The sequence below is a fragment of the Nonomuraea sp. NPDC049709 genome, from assembly GCF_040674815.1.
Lineage (GTDB): Bacteria > Actinomycetota > Actinomycetes > Streptosporangiales > Streptosporangiaceae > Nonomuraea.
On record NZ_JBFANM010000028.1, the window covers coordinates 74,743 to 93,104 of the forward strand.

General features: G+C 70.6%; 19 protein-coding genes. 9 read left to right on the forward strand and 10 right to left on the reverse strand.

All coding sequences use genetic code 11. The features are described 5' to 3' along the window. Nucleotides 1-299: 299 nt before the first annotated feature. Nucleotides 300-932, forward strand: a complete 633-nt coding sequence (locus tag AB0J69_RS27485) for a hypothetical protein (protein ID WP_364122768.1) — start codon at nucleotides 300-302, stop codon at nucleotides 930-932. 191 nt (nucleotides 933-1,123) lie between these two features. On the opposite strand, the gene AB0J69_RS27490 is transcribed toward AB0J69_RS27485, so the two are convergent. Together AB0J69_RS27490 and AB0J69_RS27495 are read right to left on the reverse strand one after the other, a co-directional pair. Continuing rightward, the gene (locus tag AB0J69_RS27490) at nucleotides 1,124-1,348 is read right to left on the reverse strand and encodes a hypothetical protein (RefSeq protein ID WP_364122770.1); all 225 of its coding nucleotides are present in this window, start codon (nucleotides 1,346-1,348) and stop codon (nucleotides 1,124-1,126) included. A gap of 21 nt (nucleotides 1,349-1,369) precedes the next feature. Beyond that, nucleotides 1,370-1,960 carry a hypothetical protein gene (locus AB0J69_RS27495; protein WP_364122772.1) on the reverse strand — a complete coding sequence of 197 codons (591 nt, stop codon included), beginning with the start codon at nucleotides 1,958-1,960 and terminating at the stop codon, nucleotides 1,370-1,372. A gap of 525 nt (nucleotides 1,961-2,485) precedes the next feature. On the opposite strand from AB0J69_RS27495, the gene AB0J69_RS27500 reads away from it, so the two are divergent. From AB0J69_RS27500 to AB0J69_RS27510, 3 genes are all read left to right on the forward strand, one after another. Further along, nucleotides 2,486-2,842, forward strand: coding sequence for a YciI family protein (locus tag AB0J69_RS27500; RefSeq protein WP_364122774.1), 357 nt, complete (start codon nucleotides 2,486-2,488; stop codon nucleotides 2,840-2,842). Then, the gene (locus tag AB0J69_RS27505; protein WP_364122776.1) at nucleotides 2,833-4,041 is read left to right on the forward strand and encodes an RNA polymerase sigma factor; all 1,209 of its coding nucleotides are present in this window, start codon (nucleotides 2,833-2,835) and stop codon (nucleotides 4,039-4,041) included. Before AB0J69_RS27500 ends, AB0J69_RS27505 begins: the two co-directional genes overlap by 10 nt. An 82-nt stretch (nucleotides 4,042-4,123) precedes the next feature. Beyond that, entirely contained in the window at nucleotides 4,124-4,741 is a 618-nt protein-coding gene (locus AB0J69_RS27510) for a hypothetical protein (RefSeq protein ID WP_364122777.1), read from the forward strand. An 88-nt stretch (nucleotides 4,742-4,829) separates the two neighbouring features. Here AB0J69_RS27510 and AB0J69_RS27515 read toward each other — a convergent pair whose 3' ends face one another. Genes AB0J69_RS27515 through AB0J69_RS27525 form a run of 3 tightly spaced genes read right to left on the reverse strand, consistent with a single transcriptional unit; the run spans nucleotide 4,830 to nucleotide 7,953 of the window. Continuing rightward, on the reverse strand, nucleotides 4,830-5,909 hold the full coding sequence (locus AB0J69_RS27515; protein WP_364122778.1) for a serine hydrolase domain-containing protein: 1,080 nt from the start codon (nucleotides 5,907-5,909) through the stop codon (nucleotides 4,830-4,832). Between the two features lie 35 nt (nucleotides 5,910-5,944). After that, nucleotides 5,945-6,700: a cysteine hydrolase gene (locus AB0J69_RS27520; RefSeq protein WP_364122780.1), complete on the reverse strand. Its 756-nt coding sequence runs from the start codon at nucleotides 6,698-6,700 to the stop codon at nucleotides 5,945-5,947. Further along, complete coding sequence (locus tag AB0J69_RS27525; protein WP_364122782.1) at nucleotides 6,697-7,953, reverse strand: MFS transporter; 1,257 nt, start codon at nucleotides 7,951-7,953, stop codon at nucleotides 6,697-6,699. The genes AB0J69_RS27520 and AB0J69_RS27525 overlap by 4 nt, the downstream gene beginning before the upstream one ends. Nucleotides 7,954-8,085: 132 nt before the next feature. Between AB0J69_RS27525 and AB0J69_RS27530 the strand changes: the two genes are divergently transcribed. Beyond that, nucleotides 8,086-9,021, forward strand: coding sequence for a LysR family transcriptional regulator (locus AB0J69_RS27530; RefSeq protein WP_364122784.1), 936 nt, complete (start codon nucleotides 8,086-8,088; stop codon nucleotides 9,019-9,021). 105 nt (nucleotides 9,022-9,126) lie between these two features. On the opposite strand, the gene AB0J69_RS27535 is transcribed toward AB0J69_RS27530, so the two are convergent. Together AB0J69_RS27535 and AB0J69_RS27540 are read right to left on the reverse strand one after the other, a co-directional pair. After that, nucleotides 9,127-9,759: a DsbA family oxidoreductase gene (locus AB0J69_RS27535; RefSeq protein WP_364122786.1), complete on the reverse strand. Its 633-nt coding sequence runs from the start codon at nucleotides 9,757-9,759 to the stop codon at nucleotides 9,127-9,129. A gap of 34 nt (nucleotides 9,760-9,793) precedes the next feature. Further along, the gene (locus AB0J69_RS27540; RefSeq protein ID WP_364122788.1) at nucleotides 9,794-10,414 is read right to left on the reverse strand and encodes an NAD(P)H-dependent oxidoreductase; all 621 of its coding nucleotides are present in this window, start codon (nucleotides 10,412-10,414) and stop codon (nucleotides 9,794-9,796) included. Between the two features lie 297 nt (nucleotides 10,415-10,711). Here AB0J69_RS27540 and AB0J69_RS27545 point away from each other — a divergent pair, with 297 nt between their 5' ends. Then, nucleotides 10,712-11,551, forward strand: a complete 840-nt coding sequence (locus AB0J69_RS27545; RefSeq protein WP_364122790.1) for a helix-turn-helix transcriptional regulator — start codon at nucleotides 10,712-10,714, stop codon at nucleotides 11,549-11,551. Between the two features lie 178 nt (nucleotides 11,552-11,729). Continuing rightward, nucleotides 11,730-12,944, forward strand: a complete 1,215-nt coding sequence (locus AB0J69_RS27550; protein WP_364122792.1) for a cytochrome P450 — start codon at nucleotides 11,730-11,732, stop codon at nucleotides 12,942-12,944. 75 nt (nucleotides 12,945-13,019) lie between these two features. On the opposite strand, the gene AB0J69_RS27555 is transcribed toward AB0J69_RS27550, so the two are convergent. After that, complete coding sequence (locus AB0J69_RS27555; RefSeq protein ID WP_364122794.1) at nucleotides 13,020-13,628, reverse strand: dihydrofolate reductase family protein; 609 nt, start codon at nucleotides 13,626-13,628, stop codon at nucleotides 13,020-13,022. Between the two features lie 362 nt (nucleotides 13,629-13,990). On the opposite strand from AB0J69_RS27555, the gene AB0J69_RS27560 reads away from it, so the two are divergent. Further along, a complete protein-coding gene (locus AB0J69_RS27560) occupies nucleotides 13,991-14,686 on the forward strand; it encodes an NAD(P)-dependent oxidoreductase (protein ID WP_364122872.1) in 696 nt (231 codons plus the stop codon). 356 nt (nucleotides 14,687-15,042) lie between these two features. Here the strand turns inward: AB0J69_RS27560 and AB0J69_RS27565 are convergent, their stop codons facing one another. Continuing rightward, entirely contained in the window at nucleotides 15,043-15,702 is a 660-nt protein-coding gene (locus AB0J69_RS27565; RefSeq protein ID WP_364122796.1) for a DUF1707 domain-containing protein, read from the reverse strand. A 254-nt stretch (nucleotides 15,703-15,956) separates the two neighbouring features. Then, complete coding sequence (locus AB0J69_RS27570) at nucleotides 15,957-16,298, reverse strand: VOC family protein (protein WP_364122798.1); 342 nt, start codon at nucleotides 16,296-16,298, stop codon at nucleotides 15,957-15,959. Between the two features lie 385 nt (nucleotides 16,299-16,683). On the opposite strand from AB0J69_RS27570, the gene AB0J69_RS27575 reads away from it, so the two are divergent. Further along, a complete protein-coding gene (locus tag AB0J69_RS27575) occupies nucleotides 16,684-18,285 on the forward strand; it encodes an FAD-binding protein (protein WP_364122800.1) in 1,602 nt (533 codons plus the stop codon). Nucleotides 18,286-18,362: the final 77 nt, after the last annotated feature.

The window sequence follows — 18,362 nt, forward strand, 5'->3', positions numbered from 1 at the left end:
CGGTCCGGGTGGCCAGGTGCCCGGTGAACGGATGATCCCAAGGGCAGGACCAAGTCCGCGAACAGCGAGAGCCGAGGAGAACGGGCGAGATTCCGTACGGCCCTACGAGCCGCAGGCGACCGCCGGAGCCTGCCTATCGGGGCCAGGCGTAACGGATCGTTCCGACGTCGTGACGACGTGTGGATGGCTCCATCAGCGCAGGGAGGCTGTCCCTACCCGTGATCTTCATGCTTGCCGCAGGGACACGGCAGCGCTCAGATGATCCACTGGTTGCCCTCCGATGAGAAAGGAAACAGGAGATGGAGCAGTGTGATCGGCGGGCAGCGATCGGAACGGCGGCGGCCGCGCTGTTGGCGAGTGGTGCGACCGTGATGGGGGGCAGCGGACCCGCCCGAGCGGAGTCCTCCGGGGAGCAGGCCCGGGAATCGTTCCGGGTGGTGGACCGCCGAGGCCGGCAGCGTTTTCTGGCGAGCTCGAGCAAACCTCCGGTGATCATCGGGGGCAAGACGTACCCGGCCGACCAACGCCAAGGGCCCGAAGGCACCTATCTGATCTTCAATGATGGCGACGGGAACGAGAAGGGAGGAATCGTTGCCTCCTCTGTCGGGGCCAGCATCTCGCTCGACTACACCAACGCGCAGGCGATCACGATGGCCACCCGCTGGGAGGGCGTCCACGGCGCGGCGCTGCTGGAGATGAAGCACATGCCTGATCCAGCGCTCCCGATCGACCAGGTGCCCGCTATGCCGCCTCGCGTCCAGCTCGGCTACAGCACTCCAGAAGGAGCCTTCCTGGTGCTCAGCGACTCGCGAGGACGCCCGAGGATCGTGCTGGAGATCGACGGCGACGACAACCCGGTGATCAAGGTGCTGGACTCCGAGGGCAAGGTGGTCGGGCAGCTTCCCGAAGCGCCAGTCGGGAGGCGTTCGTAGGCGCCGTCCGAGGTTGCCGGCCCCGGCATGATGTCTCGAGGCGGTCAAGCCGCGCGTGACGCTCGGCTGAGCCATCCAGCCAGGCGTCACGCTGTGCTGATCTCAGTCACCTCAACGCGATCAAGCCCAGCACAAGCCAGAGCCTCTGCGCCGGAGCCATGCCTCACGGTAGGTCCGCGACCCTGAAAGGCTCAGGCACCGGGCAACGCGGTGGGCCGGAAGCGCGGCGGCCCGTTGTGTACGGCGATGCGCCGCGCAGAGACGGTGTTCACCATGGTCAAACCTGCCTGGACCTGAAGCGGGCTGTCGGCCTGCGCTCCGGTGGTCGTCTTTCCGACCGGCAGTGGGCGAGGTCGTGCCGCCTCGTCACCGCCACGCTGGAGACCTCTTCTTTGCACGATCACCGGCACATCCATCCACACCTTGAAACACGGCCTCTAGACGATGCGGCCGGTCCAAGCCGCCGCGGCGGTCTTGTCGACCGTGGCCGTCTGGGAGTCGAAGTACGGCGAGACGCCGGTGTCGTAGCGGTTGTCGGCATCGGTGTCGGAGACGCTCATCGTGATGCCGTTGAGGTGGCCGAGCCCCCTGTCCGCGTCGTAGCGCGGCAGCCACGCGGAGCCGAGGGAGCCCTCGCCGGTGAACGGGGAGTCGACGCCGAGGAGCCATTCGGCGGACAGCTCGGGGGCCGCCAGCCCGGACGCCGCTCCGGTGGACCGCTCAAGGGTCTGGCCCGTGTACGGCAACGTCCCGTCGGGGTGCGGGCCCGCCGGGTAGCCGAAGACGTCGACCGAGGGCGGCAGCGGCTGGCCCCAGGCGAACCCCTGCGCGCCGGTGTTGTCCACCAGCCGCCCGACGTTGCTCAGCACGCCGGCCGAATCGGCGACGACGCCGCTGTACACGTTCATGAAGGCGTAGTCGCGCTCCAAATCGTCGTAGAGGGAGAACTCCTCGTGGACGAAGGCCCGCTTGCCGACGTACAGGACCTTGCGCGCCGTGCCCTCGGAGTAGCCGGGGACGAACACCACCTGGCTCTGCGTGGCGGAGGCGCCCTCGATGTCGAGTACGCAGTGCCCGGCCGTGGCGACGAGGTTGCGGTACGACGTCCTTGGCCTCGACCCGAATGCGGTCGTCCGCGGCCGCGATCGCGGTCTGCCGAGGGCGGCCCAGGGGGTGGTGGAGCCGGTGAAGGTGCCGTTCGAGACGGTGATGCCGTCGGATCGCTCGTGGCGAGTGGGTCCTTGCCGCCTCGGACGCGGTCGGGAAGAGGACGTCTTCCGATTTCTTTCGGCGGTGGTGTCGAATGGCGTCGAGCGCGTTCGTAGCCAAGGTGAGAGGCCGGCAACGGGCCGGTCGCCACTCACTGGAGGTACGCGATGTCCGTCATCACCGTCGCTCCCGGCGAAGCCACTGATCACCGGTGGGCTGACCGCCGCGGGGGTGGCTGACCATGATCTTCTCCGTGGTGGGTCTGGTGCCGGCCCGCTCGGCTGGTCGCCCGCCGCCTGTCCGTCTGATCCTGTCGAAGAGTTCGCCATGAGAAGGAGTTCGCCGTGAAGAAGTACCTGCTCGCCGTCCAGTTCGACGAAAGCGCGCCGGCGCCGTCCGAGGGGGAGATGCAGCAGCAGCTGGCCCGGACGGCCCAGGTCACCGCCGACATGCAGGCCGCAGGTTCGTGGGTGTTCGTCGGCGGCCTGCTGCCCTCGCACGCCAGTACGGTCGTGCGCCCCGGCAACGGCACGACCACGATGACCGACGGCCCGTTCGCCGAGACGAAGGAGCAGCTCGGCGGATTCTGGGTGATCCTGTGCGAGGACCTGGACCAGGCGCTGTCCTGGGCCGAGAAGTGCGCGCTGGCCTGCGGGGCCCCGATCGAGGTGCGCCCGTTCGAGGACGCGCAGTGGGGCTGAGCCCGGTGGATCTTGACGGCGTCTACCGGGCCGAGTACGGCCGGTGCGTGGCCACGCTGACGCGCCTGCTGGGTGACATCGGGCTCGCCGAGGAGGCCGTGCAGGACGCGTTCGCGGTGGCCGTGCGGAAGTGGCACGAGGAGCTGCCGCCCAATCCGGGCGGGTGGATCGTGACCACCGCCCGCAACCGGGCGATCGACCGGCTGCGCCGGGAATCCACCCGCGAGGCCCGCCACGCGCAGGCGCTGCTGCTGCACCAACCCGACGAACCGCAGGAGGTGGGACCGGTGCGCGACGACCAGCTACGCATGATCTTCACCTGCTGCCACCCGGCGCTGTCGCCGCTCGCGCAGACCGCGCTCACCCTGCGCCTGCTCGGCGGCCTGGAGGTGGCCGAGATCGCGCGGGCCTACCTGGTGCCGGAGGCGACCGTCTCCCAGCGGATCGTCCGGGCGAAGAAGAAGATCCGCGACGCCGGCGTCCCCTACCGGGTGCCCGCCGCCGCCGAACTCCCCGATCGGCTGACCTCGGTCCTCACCGTGCTCTACCTGGTCTTCAACGAGGGATACGCCTCCACGTCCGGGGAGCTGCTGCGGACGGACCTGTGCCTGGAGGCGGTCCGCCTGGCCAGGGCGCTGGCCGAGCTGATGCCTGACGAGCCGGAGGTGATCGGGCTGCTGGCGCTGCTCCTGCTCACCGAAGCCCGCCGGCCCGCGCGGGTGGGGCCTTCGGGTGAGCTGGTGGTGCTCGCCGAGCAGGACCGGTCGCTGTGGAACCGGGACCTGATCGCCGAAGGACACGAACTGGTACGCCGGTGCCTGCGCCGTGATCAGCCGGGGCCGTACCAGCTGCAGGCCGCGATCAACGCCGTGCACACCGACGGGCCGGCGACCGACTGGACGCAGGTGCTGGCGCTGTACGACCAGCTGCTGCAGCACACCCCGACCCCGATCATCGCGCTCAACCGCGCGGTCGCCGTCGCCGAGGTGCACGGACCGGCGCCGGCACTGGCCGCCATCGACGAGCTGGACCTGCCGGGCTACCACCTGCTGCCCGCCACCCGCGCGGACCTGCTGGCCCGCCTCGGCCGCAGCGCCGATGCCATCGCCGCCTACGACGAGGCCATCACCCTGGCCACCAACGACACCGAACGAACCTTCCTGCGGACACGGCGGGCACGCCTGACCCCGGACACCTGACCGGACCCCCGGAAAGCTTGCGTCCTCTCGTGCTGAGTGCGGCGGTCCGGTCGAACCGAACGACGAGAAAGGAACCGAGATCATGAAGCTCACCACCATCACGAACGACCCGATCACCGCGATGCCCGGCCACCAGGCGGAACCTCCGGACGGCGAGAGGATCAGCCCGCACGTAAGCGAAGCCCGAGATGAGATGACAAGGAGCGTGCACACCGTGGACCAGGAGAACGTGAGCGCCACCCTGACCGTCGCCGTGCCCATCGCCAGGGTGTTCGCGGTGCTGGCGGACCCGACGACCCATGCTGCGATCGATGGCACCGGCTGGGTTCAGGAAGCCGTCAACCAGGCACCGCTCACCGAGGTGGGGCAGATCTTCCGGATGGACATGTATCACGACAACCATCCGAACCGTGGCTACCAGGTGGTCAACAAGGTCCAGGTGCTCGACCCGCCGCGCGCCATCGGCTGGCTGACGGGATACGAGAAGGACGACGGTCAGCTGGAATTCGGCGGCTGGATCTGGCGGTACGACCTGGCACCGCTCGGTCCGTCCGAGACCGAGGTCACGCTCACCTACGACTGGTCGGCGGTGCCGCAGTTCAGACGGGAGTACATCCAGTTCCCGCCGTTCGGCCCCGAGCATCTCATCAACTCGCTGCACCACCTGGCCGAGCTCGCCGCGCCGACGTCCCAGGCCTGAGCGCCCGGCGGCTGGACATCGACCACCAGGCTGGATGACGCCATCGACCAGGCGTAGGCGGTCGAGACCGCCGCCTGGCCGCCCGGACTCAGCGATCGCACATCGCGGCGACGAAGGCGTCGATCAGGTGCTGCCGATTGCCGGGCACGCCAGTGACGTAGACGGTGGCGGCACGCCCGGCCCGGTCCCGCCCGCTGAACACCGCGGCCCCCGGCATGTCGCCGGCGGCGAAGTAGGCGTAGCCGCAGCCCGACTTCATCCGGGCCACGCCGTAGCCGTAGCGGGCGCCCGCGGGCCAGCCTTCCTGCTCGACCTTCACCGACCCGGTCATCATCTTGCTCAGCGGGGCCTCACGCCAGAACCGGTTGAGGTCTTCGGGAGTGGAGACCAGGCCGCCGCTGGGACCGAACTCGTAGGTGGGCAGCTGGTCGGTCAGGTCCACCTCGCCGCCCTGCGGCCGGCCGGGGTGCACCCCGTAGGTGTGGGCGTGCGGGCCGCGGATGCCGTAGTCGCCCTTGGCCGGCCAGTACGTGTCCCGCATCCCGTACGGCTCCAGGATCAGGTCCCGGCTCGCCTGGCGGAAGTCCTTGCCGGTCACTGCGGTCACGATCATGCCGAGGACCAGGTAGTTGGTGTTGGCGTAGGCGAAGGAGCCGCGGGGCGTGGGCTTGAGCGTCAGCGCCACCCGCAGGAAGTCCGGGAAGGGTTCCTTCCACTCGATCGCGTCGAGGAACTCGGGCAGGCCGCTGGTCTGCTGCAGCAGCATCCGGACGGTGATCTTTCGACCGTCGATCCCGGCGCCGGCGCCGGCGCCGCGCAGCACCCCGGGCAGGTAACGCTCCACCATGGCGTCCAGGTCGACCTTCTCCTGATCGACCAGCCGCAGCACGGTGGCGGCGATGATCGGCTTGCTGCCGCTGGCGATCCTGAACCGGCCCTGGGGACCGATCATCGGCTTCCCGGTCCCCCGCTCCGCGGTGCCGGAGCGCCGGGTCACGCTCGCGCCGCCCGGGCCCCGCACCTGGCTCAACGCGCCCGCCATGCCATCCTCGGTGGTGAGCAGGTCAAGGCTGGTCTGTGGCGAGGGCGTTACGGCGGCGGCGAAGGCCGGGGTGACAGGGGCGAGGACCAGGGAACCGGCGACAGCAGCAGCGAGCAATCTCGTCATGCCTCCAATGTCCCGGGGAGATCACTCAGGATCAGTCACGCCTGCCTGCCTGTTGGGGTGGGGTATTCCCTATCATCCGCGCATTCCCTGGGGCCTCCTGGGTGCCCCTTGCGCGCGATGCCGCCCTTCATCGTCGCCTCGGGCGGTGGCAACGGGTCGGGGCTGGGGACGTCCTCGGGAGCCGCCGGCCGGCGTCGGTCAGCGCGCAGGAGGGTGTGCAACCCGGCGGTGTCGAGGATGTGGGCCCGTGCGGGAAAGACCTGCTGGAGCAGGACGTCGTGCGTTTCGGGGTCAGGGTCGGCGACGGCGTCGGCCAGGACGTAGAGCCGGTAGTCGCGGTCGGCCGCGTCGAGGACGGTGGACAGGACGACGCCGCTGGTGCTGATGCCCGCGATGATCAGAGTGGAGATGCCGCGTGCGCGCAGCCGCTGATCGAGGTCGGTGGTGGACAGGCCGCCGTAACGGATCTTACGTACGAGGATGTCGCCGTCCTGGGGAGCGAGACGTTCGTGGACAGCGGTGTCAGGGTCTGCGTGGTGCAGGAGACGGTGCTGGGCGATCGGTGCGAACGACCTGTTGGTGGCCGGGATCGCGGCCCAGTCGGCCTCGGTGAAGCCGACCCGGACATAGGCGACGGTGCCGCCTCTGGCGCGGATGTCGGAGATGACCATTTCCATGCGTCCCAGCAGGGCGTCCCTGTCGCTTTCGGGGAGCAGCGCGAGGATCGCGGGCTGAAAGTCCATGACGAGCAGGGCGGTGTGCGCGGGATCGAGCGCGGGGGCGGTGCTCATGCGAGTGGCTGCCTTTCCGGCGGCGCCTGGTCGGCGTTCTTGGGTCGGGACGTACGGTCGTTTCGAGGGAGGAGGAGCGAGGTCGCCAGGAGGAGGACACCGGCGATCGCGATCGCGGTGCGGGGACCGGTGAGGCCGGCCAGCAGGCCCCACACGCCGGTCATGGCCGCGATGGTGGCCTTGCTGGTGATCGACCAGGCAGACAGCGTGCGGGCGACCCGGTCCGGCGGGAGCTGTTCGAGCCGGTAGGTAGCGAAAACCGGGTTGAACACGCCCATGCAGGTGATCAGCCCGAGTTCGACGGCGATGACGAGGAAGAGCCCGGTGGGGCCGGGGTGGACGAAGGCCAATCCGAATGACCAGCACGCGCGCAGCGTCCCGGCGGTGAGCATGACCTTGTGCCGTCCGAACCGGGCGAGGAGCGGGCGGGCCAGTCGCGAGCCGATCAGGCCGCCGATGCAGGGGACGCCGAAGGCGAGGCCGTACTGCCAGGGCGCGAACCCGAGGTCGCCGAGCATGAGGACGGCGAGCAACGGCGAGGCTGCCATGATCAGGCCGCTGACCAGGACAGTGTTGAAGAACAGCGGGCGCAGCGCCGGGCTGGCGAGGATGTGCCGCCATCCCTCCAGCAGGTCTCCGGCTTCGAAACGGGACCGTGTGGCGGTTCGCGCGGGACGTGGCTCCCGGCCGCCGATGGCGCGGATCCCCACGGCGGAGAGGAGGAAGCTGACCGCGTTGGCCGCCACGCTCGTCACCGGGCCCACCAGCCCGATCGCAGCGGTACCGAGCGGCGGCCCGAGCGCGGTGGCGGTCCAGGTCGTGGCCTCGAACCGGCCGTTCGCGACGAGCAGGTCCTCCGACCGTACGAGCGCCTTCAGACATGCTCCGCCCGCAGCGGTGAAGGCGATGTCGGCCGCGCCGACCACGACCGCCACGACCAGGAGCTGGGCGAAGCTCAGCCGGCCGAGCACGTATGCGGCGGGAACGCTCATCAGCGCCGCGAACCGGATCAGGTCCATCGCGATCATCACCGGCCGTTTGCGCCGGAACTCCACCCACGGCCCGAGCGGCACCGCGACCACCGCCCCGACCGCGAGCCCCGCGGCGGCCAGAACCGACACCTCGGCGGGCCCCGCGTCCAGCGCCAGAATCGCGATCAGGGCGAACGCGTCGAACGCGAGCCACGTGCCGAACGTGCTGACCGCGTATGCGGCCCAGAGCCACCTGAACTGCCGCCCCAGCGACCTTCCCAACGCACACCCCGCCATCTCCACGAAACAACCATCCGTTGATTTGGGAGATCAAAGCGCGCAACCGATACGCCGGTCAAACAACCGATCGGCCGACGGTGCACATCTGTGAGTTGTGCCCTAAGGTCGGTCGGTGTGGATCTCGATGCTGTGCGTACGTTCGTCGCCGTCGTGGACACCGGCCGGTTCCAGGACGCCGCCGCAGATCTGTCGATCACCCAGCAGGCCGTCTCCAAGCGCATCGCCGGGCTGGAGAAGGACCTCGCCGTGCGGCTGTTCACCCGAACGGCGCGCGGGGCCCGGCTCACCATCGACGGGCAGGCGTTCCTGCCCCACGCGCGCGAGCTGCTGCGCGTCGCCGAGCGCGCGGTCGCGTCCGTGCTCCCCGGCAGCCGTCCGCTGCGCGTCGACGTGATCGCCTCGCGCAGCGCGGCCTCCGGCCTGATGCGCGCCTTCCACCGCGCGCACCCCGAGATCGAGCTCGACGTGGTGATGCTGTTCGATGTCGAGACGGCCGTCGCCGCCATCCGGTCCGGTGCGATCGACGTGTCCTTCCGCGCCGTCGGCGTGCCCGGCCGGCCCCTTCCCGAGGACATCGAGTCCGTCCGGGTGCTCGACGAGGCGCTCCAGCTCCTCACCGGGCCCGCCCACGCGCTGGCCGGCGCCCGGTCGGTGAGCGTCGCTCAGCTCGCCGGGCACCGGATCTGGATGCCCGGCATCGTCCCCGGCACCGAGTGGGCCGCGTACTACGACGATCTGGTCGCCGAGTTCGGCCTCACCATCGAGGCGACGGGCCCCAACTTCGGCTCCGACGCGCTCCTCGACACCATCGCCGACACCCCGGCCCTGGCCACGTTCATGGGCAGGGAGACCCGCCTGGTCTGGCCCGCCGGCCACGGCCTGCGCCGCATCCCGGTGACCGACCCGACGCCCGTCTACCCGCACTCCCTCCTGTGGCGCCGCGACAACCCCCACCCAGCGCTGGCCACCCTCCGCGCCCACCTCGCCGCCGCCGCGGCCGGCCACGACGCCGCCGGGACGTGGACGCCGAGCTGGGTGCTTCCGCGCTGAAACTTGCTGGGCCCGTCCTGGTTTGTCGCTCTCCGCGGGCACGCAGGCCTGGCCGCCGGGGGACGGCGCGACGTGGCACCGGTGGCGTCCGGGGCGGTGTGCGCGTTACCGGCCGCGAGCCTGGCGGAGCGCGTCGCCGAGCGCCTCGGTGCTGGTCACACCGACGATCAGCGGGCCGTTCTCGAAGACGAACCTCGGCACCGTGGTGACGCCGTCCCGCCGCGCTGCCGCCACCTGCTCACGCACCTCGGCGACCCCCTCCTCGGAGGCGAGAAAGTCCCGCACCCGATCGCCATCCAGGCCGGCCCGCTCGGCCAGCTCGGTGAGTCGCGTGTGGTCGGCGACGTTCACGCCGTCGCGGAAGTACGCGTCGAAGAGGGCGGTCGCCAGCACGGCCTGCACCGCGGCACCGCGCTCGTTCAGGGCGAGCCACAGCAGCCGGTGCGCGGTCAAGGTGTTGACCGCCATCGCACGGTCGAACCGGTACTCGACCCCTTCGCCGGCACCGACCCGTGCCATCTCCGTGACCATCGCCTCAGCCTGGTCCGGACCGAACATCTCGACCACCGTGTCCATCAGTGGCCGGGGCTCCTCGGACGCGTCGGGAAGGAGCTGGTACGGACGATGGACGAGTTCGACGTCCGGCTCCGCACCGGCCGCGGCCACCGCGCGGTGGAACTGGTGCGTGCCGAGCCGGCACCACGGGCACGCGATGTCGCCGTACACCTCTACTTTCATCCTGGGTCCCTTCCTGTGTGGGGTAGCGGGTGGATCATGCCGGTCCGGGCCGGGGATCTGCGCTCGCGGTGGGTGCCCGCAGCACTCGGAGGGCACGGGACCATGCGAGGACCTCGTCCAGCATGGAGAGCAGGGCGGTTTCCTGGCGTTCGCCGGGGGCGCAGACGCCGGCCTGGGAGTCGGTGAAGTCGAAGTCGAAGTACGGGTTGATCGCGACCTGGGCGTGCACGTCGGCGACTTTGATCTCGCCCATGGTCTGCCGTAGTTGTTCGGCGGCGCGGGTGCCGCCGTAGACCCCGTAGCTGACGATCCCGGCTGCCTTGTCGTTCCATTCCGCGTACAGGTAGTCGATGGCGTTCTTCAGCGCGGCGGGGACGGCGCTGTTGTACTCCGGGGTGACGAACACGAACCCGTCGAACCTGCCGATCGTGGCCGCCCACCGCTTGGTGTGCGCCTTCTGGTAGGCGCCGATGACTGCGGGCGCGGGCTCGTCCAGCAACGGCAGCCCGTAGTCGGCTATGTCGACGAGTTCGAGGCCGGCCTCCCCCGCCTTGACGGCGGGGTGCCGGCCGGCGGCCTCGGCGACCCATCGGGCCACGTCCTCCACGCGGCGGCCGGGCCGGGTGCTGCCCAGGATGATCGCGATCTGGATCATGGGCCTCCTCCTTGGGTTCTGTCTCGGTCGGGGCCTGAACGTGTGCTCGCCGCCCGGTTGGTGCCGGCGTGGCCGCCGATGACGAGCGCCTCGTGACCGGGGCCGTGCAGCACCCTCCGACCGGAGCGACGTACGGCGCACCGTCCGGGCCGACGGCCGCCCGAGCAGCCCGCGCAGCGGCCCCGCTTCAGGAATGCGCTCATGCTGCGAGCATCCCGGCACCGGACGTGTCCGGGCCAGGCTGCGGTTTTCCTAGCCCTGGCAGGGCCAGGCTCGCCGCGAATACAATCGCGGTTGATGACGGAGACAGAGCTGGGCGCGTTCCTACGCGCGCACCGGGAGGCGGTCCCGCCCGCCGCGGTCGGGCTCCCGAACGGGAACCGGCGCCGCACACCCGGGCTGCGCCGGGCCGAGCTGGCCACGCTCGCCGGCGTCAGCGTGGACTACCTCACCCGGCTGGAGCAAGGGCGCGATCGCAGCCCGTCCACCCAGGTGCTCGCCGCGCTCTCGGATACGTTGGGTCTGTCCCGAGACGAGCGGATCCACCTGTACCGCCTGGCGAAGACCGCCGGCGGCGGCGCGTGCGACGGGTCCGCCGCGACGCGGGTCCGGACCGTACGTGCGACCGTGCAGGCGCTGCTGGACCGGCTCGAGCCCGCCCCGGCGCTGGTCGCCAACCCGCCCGGCGACCTGCTCGCGTGGACGGCCGGGTTCGCGCGGCTCGCCGGCCCGACGGGGCTGCTGGAGGCCGACCCGCCGAACCTGGTCCGGTACGTGTTCACCGACCCGCGGGCGCACGATACCCACCCGGACTGGGACGCGGTCGCCGGCGAGCGGGCCGCCGCGCTGCGGGCCGCGGCCGCGCTCGGCGACCCGCACGCGGCGCTGCTGGCCGAGGAGCTGACGATCACCGCCGCCGCCCGCTTCCGCGACCGGTTCGAGGGCTCGGCCGCGCTGCCCACACGCTCCGGCGTCGAGCGGTGGGCGCACCCGGAGGTGGGAGAGCTGCGGCTGGCGTACGAGAGCCTGGAGCTGCCCGACCCCGACGAGCAGCGGCTGGTCGTCTACCTCGCCTCCGACGAGGCCACCACGGCCGCCCTCGACCGCCTCACCGACCATCACCCCGCCGCCTCCTGACAGGTTGACGGGCGTGCCGCCCACCCTCGGTCCGCTTCCGTCCGCGGTCATCTCACCCATGGCGTCGGGCACGGACCCATGCACGCCTTCCAGGTCCCGGTCTGACGCCGGCTCGGGCTGGTGACAGAACGGCGACCACCCGGTTGACTCGTACGGGGAGCCCGACCGAGGAGGCGCTGTGATCAACACCGTGTTCGATCAGGACTACCTGCGCGACCCGCACGAGGTCTACGCCAGGCTGCGCCGCGAGGCTCCGGTCACGCGGACGGCCACGCCCCAGGGGGTCAAGGTGTGGCTGGTCACTCGCTACGAGGACGTCAAGGCCGCGATGACCGACCCGCGCATCAGCAAGGACTTCACCTCCCACCCGGAGGTGATCAAGGCGAACGAGCTGGCGGGCGGCGACAGCAGCGGGGCCGCGGCGGTCACCCCCGACAACATGCTGTTCTCCGACCCACCTGATCACGAACGACTGCGCCGCATCGTCGTCAAGGCCTTCACCGCGGGGCGGATCCGGGCCCTGCGCCCGCGTATCGAGGAGATCAGCTCCGGGCTTCTCGACCTGCTGGAGCCCGAGTTCAATCTGCTCAAGGACTACGCCGTGGCGCTGCCCGCCATGGTGGTCGGCGAGCTGCTCGGCGTGCCGGAGGCCGACTGGCCGAAGATGATCCGCCTGTCCAGCACCACGATCGAAGGCTCCGCCGGCGATCCGCGCGAGGTGGTCGCGGCCGCCGAGGAGACGCTGGCGTACCTGGGTGACCTGTGCGCGGCCAAGCGGGCGGACCCGGCGGCTGACGACCTCATCAGCGCCATGGTGCGGGTGCACGACGAAGGTGGCAGGATGAGCGCGGCCGAGCTCGTCGACACCGCCTGGCTGCTGCTCGTGGCCGGCCACGAGACCACGGTCCACCTGATCGGCAACGGCATGCGTGCGCTGCTCACCCATCCCGACCAGCTCGCCCTGCTGCGCGCCGACCCCGCGCTGATCCCCGGCGCGGTCGAGGAGTTCCTGCGCTATGACGGGCCGCTGAGCACCTCCACCCTCCGCTTCACCACCGGGCCCGTGACCATCGGCGGCACGGACATCCCCGCCGGGGAGCTGATCCTGGTCTCCCTGCTGTCCGCCAACCGCGACTCCGCCCAGTACGAGCAGCCGGACCGGCTCGACATCGGCAGGGCGCCGAGCCCGCATCTGGCCTTCGGCCACGGCATCCACTACTGCCTGGGCGCGCCGCTGGCCCGCGTGGAAGGCGAGGTCGCCTTCAGCCACCTGCTGCGGCGGTTCCCCGCGATCGAGCTCGCGGTGCCCGCGGACCGGCTCGAATGGCGTCCCGGCATGCTCATGCACGGCCTGACCTCGCTGCCCGTCCGCGTCACTGCGGACGGCCGTTAGAGGGTGTCCCTGATCCCCCGGTGGTGATCGTCAGGATGCTTGGTGTCGGTGGTTCGCCAAGGCCGATCAAGGCGGTCAGAGCCCGACCGCCTCCGGGCGGCCGGTGGGCCGGTAGACCTGGATCATCACGCCTCGCGGGGTGGTCCGGGATTCGACCAGGTCGAGCGCGGTGTCCGGGCCGGCGTCGGGGAACAGCCGCGTGCCCTGGCCGACGACCACGGGGCAGACGAACAGCGTGATCTCGTCCACAAGCCGGTTCTCGAGCAGCCACCGGATCAGGGCGCCGCTCCCGTGCACCTGCAGCTCCCCTTCCTGCTCGGCTTTCAGCTCGCCGATGGCCGCCGCGACGTCACCGGAGAGAACGGTCGTGTTCGCCCAGCGCGGGTCGGTGAGTGTGGTCGATGCCACGTACTTGGGCCGCGTGTTCAACGCCTCTGCGATGGGGTCGGCGCTCGGGTCGGGCATGACGCCCCAGGAGCCGGCGAAGATCTCGTACGTCCGCCGGCCGAACAGGAACGCGTCGGCGCGCTGGTAGACCTGGTTGAGAGACGTCATGGCCTCGTTGTCGAACAGCGGCGCGACCCATCCGCCGCGCTCGAATCCGCCCCTGCGGTCCTCGTCCGGCGCGCCGAGTCCCTGCATCACTCCGTCGACGGTGACCATCGTGATGGTGGTGAGCTTCATGATCGTGGCTCCTTCGAGTGGCGACCGGCCCGTTGCCGGCCTCTCATCCTGGCTACGAACGCGGTCGCCGCCCTTCGACACCACCGCAGAAAGAAATCAGAAGACGTACTCGTCTCGACCGCGTCCAAGCCGACGGCATCGGCGAACCCATCGTCATCTGGGGCTATTGGCATCCTCCCGCAGATCAGGCGGGTGGTCTTTCTTCACCCATCCCCGCTACGAGGTGGCCCGATGATCCTCGTCACCGGCGGGCTCGGCATGATCGGCGCCCACACCGCCCGCGCGCTCCTCGACCAGGGACACCAGGTGGTCGTCACGGCCCACCGCCGCAGCGAGGTGTCCCCTCGTTCCTGGCCGGCAGCATTCCCGGCCGGACCCGGTCGCCCTTCTTCCGCACCGAGACGACCGGGCTGCTCAACGCGCTGGAGGCCGCCCGTACCTGGGGGATGCGCCGGTTCGCCGTCGCGAGCAGCCTCGGCGTCTACATCGGCCGCAGCGAGGCCGTCTGGCATGAGGAGCTCGCGCTCCCCGCCGCGCGACTGCCGCACCTGATCGTCGCCTTCAAGAAGACCGTCGAGCCGCTGACCACGCACGGTCTGCAGGGCAGCGGGGTCCAGCCGGTGGTGCTGCGGATCGGGAGCATCTGGGGGCCGCTGATGGATCCGCAGTCGCCGTTCAACCCCATCCCGCCGTGCATCAGTGCCGCACTGCGCGACCGGCAGCCGCAGCCGCTGTACGCCGACGACGGCGGCGACAGCTGCTACGCACAAGACGCCGGGCGCGCGATCGCCCTGCTGATGACCGCGCAGACGCTGCGGCACGACACCTACAACGTCTCCAGCGGCCGGCCGTTCACCGACCGCGAGCTCGCCGACGCCGTGCAGGCGATCATCCCCGGTCTTCGGCTCGACCTGTTGCCCGGACGCCGGCACTGCCCCGGCGACGACCCCTGCCTCGACATCACCCGGCTCACTGACGACACCCGTTACACGCCAGCCTTCGACATCGCCGGCGCCGTCGCCGACCACGTCGCCTGGCGTGCCGACAATCCCCGCTGAAGGAGCGCACCCATGCTCGAACCGGCGTGCGCCGCGTACTCGACGGCACTTCGATCGGGTCACCCGGCCACCGTCCCCCCGGACGGCTCGCCTCAGACCACTCCCGTCCACGTCGGCACCCAGGACGACCGAACCGTCTTCTTCACCAGCCCCGGTACGCGCTGCCCGAGCGGTTCGGTCCGTGGATCACGGTCTACAAGCCGCACCGCCGCTGGTCAGCCGCTTGAAGGCCGGGCCGCCACGCCGATGCCGAACCCGGCCGCGACGCCGGCGCCGGCGCCGGCGTGCGCCTGACCGGGCGGGGCCGGGATGGAAAACCTCGGCGACGACCCCGCCGACCGTTCACAACGATGGAGTCAATCGCCTGCGGAACGGGACGCGGGCCTGCGCAGCAGCCACTGCCCGAACGTACGACGCGGAGGCCGCACCACCACGCGGCCGTGGACCTTCTGACCGGCCAGCTCCACGCGCAGAATGACCGGCGCATCAGGATCCGTTGAACTCTGTCGGTACTTGACCCTGCTGTGCACCATCTGCAGACCATCGGTATCGACCACGATGCCCGGCCTCGTGACCAGGGTCAGCGTCTTGCCCGTCATGCCCACGTCGATCCGCAAGGTGTCGTGCGTGATCACTGCGTCAGTGAAGTCAAGCGTCACCTCGCAGAACGTCACCGCGAGCTCCATCCTCCGCGGCACCACCCAGCGCCCCACGCGCTCGACCGGGCCGCTGTGGACTCGTTCGATCCGAACGATGTCCTTGACCTCTGCTCCAGTCGCGCCGACCGTAGCCGGTCCGGGCGGCAGGTCAGCGGTGAGCGCGGTCAGTTCGCTCAAGGTCCGTGCCGACAGGGCGGCTTCCAGGCGCTCGTCCAGCTCCTCCGCGGTCAGCAGGCCGTCCCCTGCCGCGATACGCAGCACATCCACCACCCGGTCCCGGTCCACATGAGAAGCTCTCAGCTCGGGCGACGGACTGGAGCCGGAGCGCTTCCCGGTGGGCGAAATCTCTCCCGACATGCTTCCGTCCCGCTCCTGTCGAACCTCTCCGCGCGACGCAGGCAGCGGCGCGAGTAGAAGACTAACGCCATATCGCGACATGGACCCCGGCTGGGCCCATCACGGAGCGGCGACGGTCAGCGTCGATTCGCGGCATGCGGCAGCCATCATGCCGAGGCCCGGTCGCGAAAACGACCGCATCCCAGGGGCGAGTTCGCACTGTCCTGAGCGGATGCGGTAATCGCCAGGCGCACTGGTCGACGCTCGAAGCGGCGTCACATGCTGCCACCGCCGAAGCTGATCTCGTTGCCTTCCGGGTCCCGGTAGGTCACCTTGGTCACGCCGCCTTCGTACGTCTCGCGCTTGTCAGGCTCGATGCCCCGCCGGGCGATCTCGGTGACCCAGTCGTCCAGGTCGTCGACGAACCACAGCACCAGGGCGTTCCCTGCCCGTTCCGGCTCCTGCACGATGTAGACGTACCGGCTCTCGGCCACCTCCCACACCGCCTCGACGTCGTTCGGCAGGAACGAGGGCTGCCTGCCGAGGAGTCGCTCGTACCATGGCAACGCTGCTGCGTAGTCGGTGACGGGGATACCGGCGAAGAGATCCAGCGCCATGTCGTTCTCCACTCGTAGTCGATGTGTCGCTGGTACTGACTCCGGTGGTGCCGGAAACTTATCGGTGCCCGCCTCACGCCGGCGCATCACCGAGAGAATCGCCACCACCGACCGTACAAGGTGACGACCGATCTTCCCGCACCGGGAGTTCGCGGGCCTCGAACAACCGCAACGCCTCACGGCCTCCGACCGCAGCCCCTGATCGCCGGACGGTCAGCCGATCGGTGGGTCCGGGTCAGCCGTCCGGTGGGGCCGCGGTTCAGCCGGCGTACCAGGAGATCGGCTGATGTGCACCCGGTCGCGGCGCTGGGACGGTGAGGACACCCGGTCAGGCAGTGAACCGGCGCAGGAAGGATGGCGGATGGGTCAGTCAGGGAGCAACCAGGTGAGTCGTCGGCGGCTGCTCGCCGGTGCGGAGGCCGCCGTGGCGGGCGGCACGCTGGGGACAGGGATAACCGGCACGGCGGGCGCGGACGCCGGACCGGAGGTGTTCGGGCCGGTGCGGATCCGTCCGGGCGACCCGCGCTACGACAGCCTGCTGCGCGGCAACAACTTCCGCTTCGCGGGGCGGCCGGACGAGATCCGCGTGGTCGGCTCGACCGATCAGGTGGTGCGTACCGTGACGGAGGCGGCGCGCTCGGGGCGGCGGGTCGCGGTGCGCAGCGGCGGCCACTGCTTCGAGAACTTCACCGCCGACCCGGCGGTGCGCACGCTGCTCGACCTGTCCGCCATGGACGCGGTCGGCTACGACGCCGGCAGGAGGGCGTTCGCGGTGCAGCCGGGAGCCACGCTCGGGCAGGTGTACCGGACGCTGTTCAAAGGCTGGGGAGTGACCATCCCCGGGGGCAGCTGCCCGGCGGTGGGCGCCGGCGGGCACTTCGCGGGCGGCGGGTACGGGGCGCTGTCGCGCCGGTATGGCTCGGTGGTGGACCACCTGTACGGCGTGGAGGTCGTGGTGGTCGACCGGGACGGCACCGCCCGCGCGGTGGTCGCCACCCGCGAGCAGGACGACCCGCACCGCGACCTGTGGTGGGCGCACACCGGCGGTGGCGGCGGCAATTTCGGGGTGGTCACCAAGTACTGGCTGCGCTCGCCCGGCGCCACCGGCACTGACCCGGCCAAGCTGCTGCCGGCCTCGCCGGCGCAGATGCTCGAGTGCGTGCTCGCCTGGTCCTGGGACGGCATGACCGAGCAGGCCTTCACCAAGCTGGTACGCAACTTCGGCACCTGGCACGAGCACAACAGCGCACCCGGCTCGCGGTCCGCCGGCCTGTATGCGATCTTCCTCCTGTCGCACCGCGGCGCCGGGTACTTCTCGCTGGCCGTGCAGATCGACGCGGGCCTGCCCGGCGCGGACGACCTCGTGACCGAGTTCGTGTCCGCGGTGACCGCCGACACCGGCGTCGAACCGTTGGTCAACACCCGGCGGACCATGCCATGGCTGCACAGGATGACCTGGCCGGGCACGGGCGAGGCCGGCGACGCGACCGCCCGCCGGTACAAGAACAAGGCCGCGTACCTGCGCCGGTCGCTGACCGATGAGCAGCTCGCCACCGTCCACCGCAACCTGACCGACTCCACCGGTCACGCGAGCTCCGGCATGCTGCTCATCGGCTATGGCGGCCAGGTGCGCGCGGTGGCGCCGGAGGCCACCGCGGTCGCGCAGCGCGACGTGCTCATGAAGGCGGTCTACTACACGACCTGGAGCGACGCGGCCGACGACGCGGCCAACCTCACCTGGGTCCGCGCCTTCTACCGCGACGTGTACGCCCGCACCGGAGGCGTGCCGGTGCCCGACGAGGTGAACGACGGCTCCTACATCAACTATCCCGACGTCGACCTGGTCGACCCGGAATGGAACACCTCCGGCGTACCGGGGCGCACGCTGTACTACAAGGACAACTACCCCCGCCTCCAGCAGGCCAAGGCCCGCTGGGATCCGCGCGGCGTCTTCCGGCACGCCCTGGGGATCGAACCGCCCGCCTGACCACCAGCACCGCGCCGATGACCGTCTCACAGTGCTCAAGCGCTCTGTGGTCTTGTGGGTCAAAGAGGCGATGGGCC

Coding starts and splice junctions, on each gene's coding strand:
- AB0J69_RS27510 (WP_364122777.1), top strand. CDS start 4,124: ATGAAGCTCACCACCATCACGAACGACCCGATCACCGCGATGCCCGGC.
- AB0J69_RS27490 (WP_364122770.1), bottom strand. CDS start 1,348: ATGGATGTGCCGGTGATCGTGCAAAGAAGAGGTCTCCAGCGTGGCGGT.
- AB0J69_RS27555 (WP_364122794.1), bottom strand. CDS start 13,628: ATGAAGCTCACCACCATCACGATGGTCACCGTCGACGGAGTGATGCAG.
- AB0J69_RS27565 (WP_364122796.1), bottom strand. CDS start 15,702: ATGTCGGGAGAGATTTCGCCCACCGGGAAGCGCTCCGGCTCCAGTCCG.
- AB0J69_RS27520 (WP_364122780.1), bottom strand. CDS start 6,700: ATGAGCACCGCCCCCGCGCTCGATCCCGCGCACACCGCCCTGCTCGTC.
- AB0J69_RS27535 (WP_364122786.1), bottom strand. CDS start 9,759: ATGAAAGTAGAGGTGTACGGCGACATCGCGTGCCCGTGGTGCCGGCTC.
- AB0J69_RS27545 (WP_364122790.1), top strand. CDS start 10,712: ATGACGGAGACAGAGCTGGGCGCGTTCCTACGCGCGCACCGGGAGGCG.
- AB0J69_RS27540 (WP_364122788.1), bottom strand. CDS start 10,414: ATGATCCAGATCGCGATCATCCTGGGCAGCACCCGGCCCGGCCGCCGC.
- AB0J69_RS27570 (WP_364122798.1), bottom strand. CDS start 16,298: ATGGCGCTGGATCTCTTCGCCGGTATCCCCGTCACCGACTACGCAGCA.
- AB0J69_RS27485 (WP_364122768.1), top strand. CDS start 300: ATGGAGCAGTGTGATCGGCGGGCAGCGATCGGAACGGCGGCGGCCGCG.
- AB0J69_RS27515 (WP_364122778.1), bottom strand. CDS start 5,909: ATGACGAGATTGCTCGCTGCTGCTGTCGCCGGTTCCCTGGTCCTCGCC.